The organism is uncultured Hymenobacter sp. (assembly GCF_964243305.1).
Classification (GTDB): Bacteria; Bacteroidota; Bacteroidia; order Cytophagales; family Hymenobacteraceae; genus Hymenobacter.
On sequence record NZ_CAXTEF010000002.1, the window covers coordinates 305,806 to 313,560 of the forward strand.

Consider the following 7,755-nt stretch of genomic DNA (forward strand, 5'->3'; position numbering starts at 1 on the left):
AAATTCGGGCAGCCAATGAGCGCGCAACTGGTCTGGCTGCGGGGCCCTTACGGTCGAAGGTACGCGCTTCAGGCTCCGGGGCTTACGGCGCTCCGGGCCGGGGCAGGACGGGCCATCAATAGGATAATAGTTAGGGCAAACCGACGTATCTTTCGACTTGTCTATCGTTCCTCCTGCCCGACAAGTTCCCTATGCCTTTTCTACCCTTTCTATTCGTTCGTCTCAACTTAAAAAAGCGGCTGACCCGGCAGCTGGCGGGCCTGCTGACCGGGCTGCTGGGGCTGCTGGGGCTGCTGGCGGCCGGGCCGGCCGCCGCTACGCACATTGTGGGCGGCGAGCTGGACTTGCAGTACGTGCAGAACAACGACTACCGGCTCAGCCTCAACCTGTACTTCGACGCGGTGAACGGCCAGCCGGGCGCGCTCGACAACGCTCTGACGGCCAGCATCTTCGAGAAGGGCACCAACCGCTGGCTGCGCGATGTGGTGCTGCCGCTGAGCAGCAACACGTTCGTCAACTACACCAACCCGGCCTGCACGGTGGGCACGCTCATCACGCGCAAGCTGCTCTACAGCCTGACGCTGGCCTTGCCCGCCGACACTTACCAGAGCGCCGCCGGCTACTACGTGGCCGTGGAGCGCTGCTGCCGCAACAACGGCATCGCCAACATCGTCCGGCCCGGCGACGCGGCCCAAACCTTCTACCTGGAGTTTCCGGCCGTCGTGCGCCAGGGCCGGGTGTTTCGCGACTCGACGCCGCGCACCTTTCCGCCGCTCGGCGACTACGCCTGCCTGGGTGAGCTGTTTTACTATGACTTTGGTGGGCAGGACGCCGACGGCGACTCTTTGGTGTATGATATGGTGACGCCGCTCAACGGCTACTCGACGCCGGGCGTGCCCAAGCCCGGCCGCGCCCGGCCGGCTCCCTACCCCCTGGTGCAGTGGCAACCCCAGCCCGCCGGCCGCCCCGCGCTCGGCCCCGACAACCAGATTCCGGGCCGCCCGGCCCTGGGCATCAATGCCCGCACCGGCCGGCTCACGGTGCAGCCCACCCAAGAGGGGCTGTTCGTGTTCGGGGTGCGCTGCCAGGAGTTTCGCCGGGGCGAAAAGATTGGCGAAACCCGCCGCGACTTCCAGCTCTACGTGCTCAAGTGCCCCAGGAATGCCGCCCCCAGCCTGGTGCTCGTCCCCGAAACGCCCGGTGCCCGCCCCTATCGTCCCGGCCGCGACACGCTGCGCGTGACGGCCACCGGCAACCGCTGCCTGCGCCTGCGCTTCACCGACGCCGACCCCAACTCCCGGCTCACGGCCACCGTGCGGCCGGTCAACTTCGGGGGCCTGCTGCCCACCTTCAGCACCAGCACCACGGGCACGGTGCGCGCCGCGGGCCGGCCCGATACGCTCACGGCCACGCTCTGCTTTCCGCCCTGCCTCGACACCAAGGGCCAGGTTTATCTGCTCGATGTGATGGTGGCCGACGACGGGTGCAGCCTGCCCAAGCGCGACACGCTGCGGGTGGCGTTCACGGCGCAGCCCGCCCCCGACCGGCCGCCCACGGCCAGCAGCACGGCCGGCCCCAGCCTGCCGCTGCGCGTGCGAGTGGGCGACGTGGTGCGCTTCAACGTGCTGGCCGCCGACCCCGACGCCGACCCGCTGACCTTGCAGATGAGCGGCACCGGCTTCGCGCCCACCGACCTGGGCGCCGCCCTGAGCCAGACCACGGCCGGCAACCAGATTCAGGGCCAGTTTGAGTGGAAGGTAGATTGCCGGGCCGCGCCGCCGGCCGGCGCGGCGCCGGTGGCCCGCGAGTTCGTGTTCACGGCCCGCTCCCAGCCTTGCGCCGAGCCCCAGACCGCTTTGGTACGAGTGCCCATCATCGTCGATTATTCCAACCAGGCCCCGGAGCTGACCAGCACGCTGCCGCCGGCCGCCGCGCCGGCTCTGCCGCCGCTGGTGCGGCTTTCCGTGGGCGAAACCTACACCGCTACCCTCGATGGTACTGATGCCGACCGCGACGCGCTGGTGCTCTCGGCCGCCGGCGAGGGCTTCGACCTGGCGGCGGCCGGGATGCGCTTCACGGCCCAGGATGGCGCGGGCCAAGCCCGCGCCACCTTCCGCTGGGACGCCACCTGCGCCGCCGTGGGGCTGCCCAAGGAATTGCTCGTCACGTTTCAGCTAGCCGAGAGCACCTGCCGGCCCGAGCCCCAAAGCCGCAGCGTACGCTTTGCGCTGATTAATCCCGACACGCTGGCCTTCGACTCGCCCAACATCATTACGCCCAACGGCGACGGCCTCAACGACTTTTTCACCTTCGAGCCCAGCCAGTCTGAAAACGCGAAAAACCCGGTGCTGCCGGCCGATTTCTGCAATGCCCGCTTCGCGGACGTGAAAATCTTCTCGCGCTGGGGCCAGCTGCTATACCAGACCGACAACCGCCAGTTCCGCTGGGGCGGCCAGGGCCTGGCCGCCACCTACCTCTACCTGATTACGTTCACCGACGGCCGCCGCTTCAAGGGCTGGCTCAGCGTACAGCCGTAGGCGCCGAGAGAGGGCGGTTGGCAGGATGGAGTTTTCTGGCTTGGGCGCTAAAAGCCGCCGGGCAATTCAGTCTGACGGCGCTCAATAAGCCCCGGCGGGGCGATATATTGGCAGTAAAGTCACATGAGTAAGAACGAAAGAGCCCCAGCGGGGCGTCACCCTCGGCTGCGCGGCCGTCAGGTGTCGCCCCGCTGGGGCTTTGGCTATTCTACTGACCTTCTTTTCTACCAATCAATATGCCGCCCCGCTGGGGCTGCCCCGCACCCTGCCCTTACAACAGCTTAATACAAAAACAGAAACATGCCGAACAGCACCACCCACAGCACATCAATAAAGTGCCAGTAGGTGCCGAGCATGGCAATTTGGCGGCGGTAGTAGGGGTTGCGGATGAAGACGAGCGTGCGAATGGCGTCGCGCCCGGTATGGATGGTGCGCAGGAGCAAGGCCAGCAGAAACAGCATCCCGCCCAGCAGGTGGGCCACGTGCAGGGCCGAAATCAGATAAACGTAGGTGCCCGAAGCGGCGCCATCGAACAGCACGCCCTGCTGGAGCAGCTCGCGCCAGCCCAGAAGCTGGAGGCCGGCAAACACGCAGCCCAGCAGCAGCGTGGCACCCAGGCAGCGGGCCAGGGCGGCCAAATCATCCTGCCGGTAGAGGCGCAGGGCCTGGCTGATGGTGTAGGACGAGACCAGCAGCACAATGGTGCTCAGCGAAAACGGCCGCGGAAACGGGTGCAGCCCGGTGGGCAGGCCGTTCTGGACGCGGGTGTGGGCGTAGGCCGCCAGCAGCACCCCAAACAGCACCGTGATGCCGAACATACTCAGGTAGAGCAGCATAAGCAGCGGCGGCATCCGCTCCATGCGGGCGAAGGCGGAGGTTGGCGGGGGCGTCCCCACTTGTTTCTGGCGGTCTTGGTCGGAGTTCATCGGGCGGGCAGAAAGGCAGCGGCGGTTGGCCTTTAGCCAAACCCCCGGCGCCGGATTTAGTTGCACGAGCGGGGCCGGGATTGGGGCCAGCGAGGCCTAGGCAAGATACGCAAAACGGACGGGGGTAGGGAATGAGGAACAAGGAAAACAGGCGGGTAGTCATGCTGAGCCCCGCGAAACATCTCGCATGGAGAAGTAAATCAGTCGTTGTTAGCTATTGATTACTCTCCCATGCGAGATGCTTCGCGGGGCTCAGCATGACCACCCGCCTGTTTTCCTTGTTCCTCATTCCCTACCCCCCTACCCACCGCGGAAGAACGAGCCAATCTTGCCCAGCACGGCGTTGAGCGTGATTTTGGGCGCGCGGCCGGTGCCGAACGTGACGTAGGTCTTGCCAGCCACGCGCAAGTCCAGCACCAGGCCCAGCGTGCGGGCCAGGTCGTTGAGCTGCTGCAAGGGGTCGGGGCCGGGCGGGCGCGGCTTCTTGGGCTGGCCGGGAGGAGTAGGCGGGCCGCTGGTAATTATATCGAGCACCTGCTGGCTGGGCACGTTCAGAATCAGGTAGGTGCCGGCGGCGGCCAGCTGCACCTGGTGCCCGCCGGGCCAGGTGAGCACCAACTGGGCCTCCACTTCGAGGCCGCTAGCCAAGGGTCGGCGGCGAATCAGGGGCCTGGCCTTCGAAGGTGGGCTGCGGCCGGCCGCTGGGCGCGGGCGGGTCGATGCGCAAGGCGGGGGGGGTAGGCGCCGGGCCGGCGGCCGGGTTTTCGCCGCGGGTGCGGATGCGCAGCGAGCCGTTGAGCTTCCAGGTGGCGGCGGGTCCCTGCGGGTTCTGGGCGTTGGGCACTTGCAGCTCCATGTGGTCGAAGGCGCAGCTCAGCTCGACGCCGCCCGAAAGCCGGGTCAGCAGCGAGGCGGCCATGTCGGCCCAGGTGGGTTGAGATTCCATGAGTTGAGTTATGAATTAGGAGTTATAAGTTATGAGTTGCAAAAGCCTTGCGAACCAAGGAGCAGCGCCGCTACTCCCTGCGTGGCCCCGCGCAAACGGAGCTTGTCATCCGCTGGCCCCTTTCCGGCTGCCAAAGTAAGGCTGCACCAGGGCAAACGCGGCTGCGCGGGGCGGGTTGCGGCGGACAAGGGGGGGTAGGGAATAGAGGGTAGGGAATAAACCAAGGGCGCGGTGGGGGCATCGTTGAGGCGGCGCGCGCCGTAGAGGTTATGGGTGCTAGAACCTTCCCGGCTGCGGTTTGTAGTTTTGAGGCGCCCGACCAGCCCGCCACCGGTGGCCACCCCGCTCTTCTACTTTCACTTCCCACCTTTCCCATGCGATTTTTCCTTTATTTTCTGGCGGCGCTGGTTGCTATTCTGCTGGTCGTGCGCTTCAAGCCCCAGACGCCGGCCGACGCCGAGCCCATCATTCCGACCCAGCTTAAGGAAGCCAGCGGCCGGCCCGACGAGGAAAACGCCACGCCCGTAGTGCCCCAGTCCAACGACCAGCGCGACGGCAGCAAAGATTCGACTAATACGCTGGATACCCGGACGCCCGGCGCTGTTAAACCCACCTCGGCGCTGAGCCCGGCCGGCCAGGTCTACGGCGCGGCCCTGACCGCCGCCGGTGCCACACCCGTGAGCCAGGTCAATCAGCTGCTCGGCACCCGCGACTCAGCCCGCGTCAAGCTCGTGGGCACGGCCGCCGCCGTGTGCCAGGCCAAGGGCTGCTGGCTGACGCTGAAAACCGCCGACGGCCAGCAGATGCGCGTGCGCTTCAAGGATTACGCCTTCTTCGTGCCCAAGGACATCAGCGGCAAAACCGTGGTCATCGAGGGCTGGGCCCGCCGCGAAACCGTGCCGGTGACTGATTTGCAGCACTACGAGCGCGACGCCGGCAAGTCGGAACAGGAAGTGGCCGCCATCACGCAGCCCCGCCAGCAGCTCAATTTTCTGGCCGATGGCGTGCTGGTGCAGAAGTAAGCGTTGCGTTTTTAGGACCTGATGGCTGCCTGCGAGGGCAGCCATTTTGTATTAGTTGTATTAGGCGCGTGTCTAATCTCACGCAGTGTTCCGCAGTGTTAAAATAACGCAGTGTTAAGCAGTATTTTTAATGTTTGTGCACTGCTTAACACTGCGTATTTTAACACTGCGGAACACTGCGTGAAATACCGCCCAGCCAATTTTGATTAAATGATAAGTGAACTAGCCGCTCGCATCGAGGCCCTGACCCAGCGCCTGCACCACCTCAACCATCAGTACTACCAGAACGCCGTTTCGGAGGTGTCGGACCAGGAGTTTGACTTGCTGCTGGCCGAGCTGGCGGCGCTGGAAAAACAGCATCCCGAGCTGGCCCGGCCCAACTCGCCCACCCAGCGCGTGGGCGGCACCATCACCAAGCAGTTCCCGACCCGGACTCACCGCTTCCCGATGCTGAGTTTGGGCAACACCTACTCCGAGGACGACTTGCGCGAGTTTGACGAGCGGGTGCAGCGCGGGCTGGAGGGCGCGCCCTACAGCTACGTCTGCGAGCTGAAGTTCGACGGCGTGGCCATGAGTCTGACCTACGAGGACGGGCAGCTCACGCAGGGCGTCACGCGCGGCGACGGCACCCGCGGCGACGTGGTGACCGCCAACGTGCGCACCATCCGCACCCTACCCCTGCACCTGCGCCCCAACGCCCAGCAGCCCGCGGACTTTGAAGTGCGCGGCGAGGTGTTCATGCCCCTACCCGTGTTTGCCGAGCTGAACGCCGAGCGCGAGCAGAACGGCGAGGCCCTGCTGGCCAACCCCCGCAACGCCGCCGCCGGCACCCTCAAGCTCCAGGATTCCGCCCAGGTGGCGGCCCGCAAGCTGCGCTTCTACGCCTACGCGCTGCTCACCCCGCAGCGCCATTTCCAGTCGCACTCCGAGGCGCTCGAAGCGCTGAGCGCCTACGGCCTGCCGGTCTCAGACACCTGGCGGCGCTGCGCTAACTTCGCTGAGGTACTGAACTTTATCCACCAGTGGAGCCAGCAGCGCTTTAACCTGCCCGTCGCCACCGATGGCATCGTCATCAAGGTCGACAACCTGCGCCAGCAGGACCAGCTGGGGCTGACGGCCAAGAGTCCGCGCTGGGCCATTGCCTACAAGTATCCGGCGGCGGCGGCGCGCACCCGCCTGCGCGAAATCATCTACAATGTGGGCCGCACCGGCGCCGTCACGCCCGTGGCCCTGCTCGACCCAGTGCCGCTGGCCGGCACCATCGTCAAGCGCGCTTCGGTGCACAACGCCAACCAGATTGCGGCCCTGGACCTGCGCCTCGGCGACACGGTTTTCGTGGAAAAAGGCGGCGAAATCATCCCTAAAATCACCGGCGTGGATATGGCGGCGCGCCCCGCCGAGGCCGTGGCGGTGCAATACCCCACCGAGTGCCCGGCCTGCCACACCCCCCTGGTGCGGCCCGAGGGCGAGGCTCACTTCCGCTGCCCCAACGAGCGCGGCTGCCCGCCGCAACTCAAGGCCCGGCTGGAGCACTACGTCTCGCGCAAGGCCCTGAACATCGACGGTTTAGGCGCCGAAACCGTGGCCCGCTTCTTTGACTTGAAGCTGGTGACGACGCCGGCCGACATCTACGACTTGCCCGCCAAGCGCGCCGATTTGGTGCAATTGGAGCGGCTCGGCGAGAAGAGCATCGACAACATGGTAGCCGGCATCGAGGCCAGCAAGCAGGTGCCGTTTGACCGGGTGCTCTTTGGCCTGGGCATCCGCTACGTGGGCGAAACCGTGGCCCACAAGCTCGCCGCCCACTACCGCGCCATCGCGCCGCTCATGCAGGCCTCGGCCGCCGAGCTGGCCGCCGTGCCCGAAGTGGGCGGCATCATCGCCGAAGCCGCCGCCGCCTGGTTTCAGCTGCCCGAAAACCAGCGCGAGGTGCAGCGCCTGCAAGCGGCCGGCGTACAGATGGCGCTGCATGGCGAAGTGCCCGTGGCAGCCTCCGACCGCCTGGCTGGCCTCACCTTCGTGCTCTCAGGCGTGTTCGCCGAGTTCTCCCGCGAGGAGCTGCAGCGGCTCATCAGCTCCCACGGCGGCAAAATCACGGGCTCCATCTCCAAAAAGCTCAGCTACTTGGTGGCCGGCGAGAACATGGGTCCCGCCAAGCGCGAAAAAGCCCTGGGCTTTAAAGTGCCCATTATCTCGGAAACCGACTTGCTGGCCATGCTGCCCGCGCCCGGCGAGGAAGAGCCGTTGGCAATGAGCAATTGAACGATAGCTTTAGGGGGTGTTCTCAATTGAGATACAGCGTCCAGAGGCGGGCGCAGAGAAAA

At 65.9% G+C, this 7,755-nt stretch carries 6 protein-coding genes; 3 read left to right on the forward strand and 3 right to left on the reverse strand.

Features of this window, described 5'->3' with window-relative positions; translation table 11 throughout:
• Window positions 1-191: 191 nt before the first annotated feature.
• Window positions 192-2,537, forward strand: a complete 2,346-nt coding sequence (locus ACFE70_RS02850) for a gliding motility-associated C-terminal domain-containing protein (protein WP_375416191.1) — start codon at window positions 192-194, stop codon at window positions 2,535-2,537.
• Window positions 2,538-2,818: 281 nt separating this feature from the next.
• Here the strand turns inward: ACFE70_RS02850 and ACFE70_RS02855 are convergent, their stop codons facing one another.
• From ACFE70_RS02855 to ACFE70_RS02865, 3 genes are all read right to left on the reverse strand, one after another.
• Window positions 2,819-3,463 (reverse strand): heme-copper oxidase subunit III, encoded by a 645-nt coding sequence (locus ACFE70_RS02855; protein WP_375416192.1) that lies wholly within the window; start codon window positions 3,461-3,463, stop codon window positions 2,819-2,821.
• Window positions 3,464-3,763: 300 nt separating this feature from the next.
• On the reverse strand, window positions 3,764-4,111 hold the full coding sequence (locus ACFE70_RS02860; protein ID WP_375416193.1) for a hypothetical protein: 348 nt from the start codon (window positions 4,109-4,111) through the stop codon (window positions 3,764-3,766).
• Window positions 4,104-4,409 (reverse strand): hypothetical protein, encoded by a 306-nt coding sequence (locus ACFE70_RS02865; protein WP_375416194.1) that lies wholly within the window; start codon window positions 4,407-4,409, stop codon window positions 4,104-4,106. Before ACFE70_RS02865 ends, ACFE70_RS02860 begins: the two co-directional genes overlap by 8 nt.
• 374 nt (window positions 4,410-4,783) lie before the next feature.
• Between ACFE70_RS02865 and ACFE70_RS02870 the strand changes: the two genes are divergently transcribed.
• Both ACFE70_RS02870 and ligA read left to right on the forward strand, forming a co-directional pair.
• The gene (locus ACFE70_RS02870; RefSeq protein WP_375416195.1) at window positions 4,784-5,431 is read left to right on the forward strand and encodes a DUF4920 domain-containing protein; all 648 of its coding nucleotides are present in this window, start codon (window positions 4,784-4,786) and stop codon (window positions 5,429-5,431) included.
• Between the two features lie 210 nt (window positions 5,432-5,641).
• A complete protein-coding gene (gene ligA, locus ACFE70_RS02875) occupies window positions 5,642-7,693 on the forward strand; it encodes an NAD-dependent DNA ligase LigA (RefSeq protein ID WP_375416196.1) in 2,052 nt (683 codons plus the stop codon).
• Window positions 7,694-7,755: the final 62 nt, after the last annotated feature.